The sequence below is a fragment of the Streptomyces sp. CB01881 genome (assembly GCF_002953255.1).
In the GTDB taxonomy this organism is placed as follows: domain Bacteria; phylum Actinomycetota; class Actinomycetes; order Streptomycetales; family Streptomycetaceae; genus Kitasatospora.
In genome coordinates this window covers 10,545,309-10,547,205 of sequence record NZ_CP026498.1, presented here as the reverse complement: position 1 = coordinate 10,547,205, position 1,897 = coordinate 10,545,309, and the positions used below count along the sequence as shown (strand labels likewise).

The 1,897-nt window shown below is 76.6% G+C and carries 1 protein-coding gene; it reads right to left on the bottom strand.

Annotated features, from left to right (window positions below; translation table 11 throughout):
- Window positions 1-1,012: SulP family inorganic anion transporter (locus tag C2142_RS40940; protein WP_241003332.1), on the bottom strand; the 1,012-nt coding region annotated here is incomplete at its 3' end.
- Window positions 1,013-1,897 lie beyond the last annotated feature (885 nt).

Here is a 1,897-nt window from a genome sequence, read left to right as displayed (position 1 = left end):
TCAGCGGCACCAGGCCCAGCGCGCCGGGCAGCAGGGCGGTGAACAGCAACAGCCAGAGCCCGTGCAGGACGCGCGAGGCCTTGGTCCGCGCCCCCGCCTGCACGTTGGCCGCGCTGCGCACGATCACCGCCGTCATCGGGAGGGCTCCGAGCAGCCCGCAGAGTGTGTTGCCGACGCCCTGCGCGGTCAGCTCGCGGTCGTAGTCGGTACGCGGGCCGTGGTGCATCCGGTCCACGGCGGCTGCGCTGAAGAGCGTCTCCGCGGAGGCGATCAGGGTGAAGGCGAGGATGGTGCCGAGGCCGGCCGTGCTCGCCGGCGCGCCGAGCGCGCCGCGGTCCGGCAGCTCCACCACGTCCAGCAGGCCGGAGACCCGGATCCGGGCCACCGGGAGGTCCGCGGCGGCGGCCACGGCCGCGGCGAGGCCGACGGCGGCCAGCGGTGCGGGCACCGACCGGGCCACCCGCGGCGGCAGGTACTTCCAGAAGACGAGCACCAGCAGGGTGCCGGCGCCGAGGGCCACCGCGCTCGGGGTGGCCGAGCCGGTGACGGCGTCGCGCAACAGTGCGGGCAGCCCGGCGATCTTCTCCGGCCCGGTCGAGGGCGCCCTGCGGTCGGCGAGCGCGTACAGCTGGCCGGAGAGCAGGGTCAGGCCGATGCCCGCGAGCATGCCGTGCACCACGGAGGCGGACATCGCCCGGAACCAGCGGCCCAGACGCAGGGCGCCCATCGCCAGCTGGAGCAGGCCGGTGGCGAGCACCAGGACGCCGAGGGCGCCGGCGCCGTACTCCTGGACGGCCTCGTAGACCAGGACGGTCAGGCCGGCGGCCGGTCCGCTGACCTGGAGGCTGCTGCCGGGCAGCGCGCCGACGACCAGTCCGCCGACGATCCCGGTGACCAACCCGAGCTCGGCGGGGACCCCGGAGGCGACGGCCACCCCGACGCACAGCGGAAGGGCGACCAGGAAGACCACCAACGAGGCCGGCAGGTCGAAGCGCCAGGGCACGGCGCGCAGCGCTGCGGCCGGGGTGCGACGGCGCGGTGAGCGGTGCGGGGCGTGCGGGCGGCCGAAGCCCGGCGGGGCGCCACGGTGGTGGACGTCGCGGCGTGCGGGGTTGCGGCGCGGGCCGCCCGGCGGGCTCTTGCGGCGCCGGGGCAGGGCGCTCACCGGCCGGCCGCCGGAGCGTGAAGGGGGCGGACGGAGAGAGGACAGGCAAGTCGGTGCATGGGTGCGTTCCTTCCGCGCGCCCGCCGGAGGGACGGGCGCGCCACTGGAGTGGGGTCGTCCGGGCGCGCCGGAACGGCGGCCCGGCACATCGGCGGGGAGACCCGGTAGATCGGCGGGAGCCCGGTACATCGGCGGGAGCGGCACTAGGCGTGGGAGCTGGGGCGGGAGCGGCCTCCCGGGCGGGCCGGGAGCCGGGGCGGGAAGCGGGAGACAGGACGGGGCACGCGGCGGGAGGGCACGGGACGCCGGCAACGGTACGGTCGGCGTCCCGGCGGGCCGGGCGGCGGCGGGTGTCGGGTCGGGTGGCGTGCGGTCAGGGGGCGTGTCCCTCGGCCGGGTGCGGGCGGACCGGGCGCGCGTGGTCCTGGGCGGGACATGACGGCCGGAGCTCCCCGCTCCCCGGTCGATCCCAAACCCCCCTGCCGCAGCCCTAGTTGAACATGGCAACCATGACGGGCCCGGCGTGCCACCGACGGTACCCAGGGGCTCGGGCCGGGCCAACCTCGCACACCAGACCTTCACTCCGGCAGCACATCGGCACCATGCTTCGGCCCGAATCGGACCTTCCGGCGGGTATCCACGTTCGACCGTCGCGCTGGTATGCGAACGAAGACCCTCCCGCAAGGGTGGGCGCCTTGCAGGAAGGGACGACGGGACACCCCGGTGCCGCGA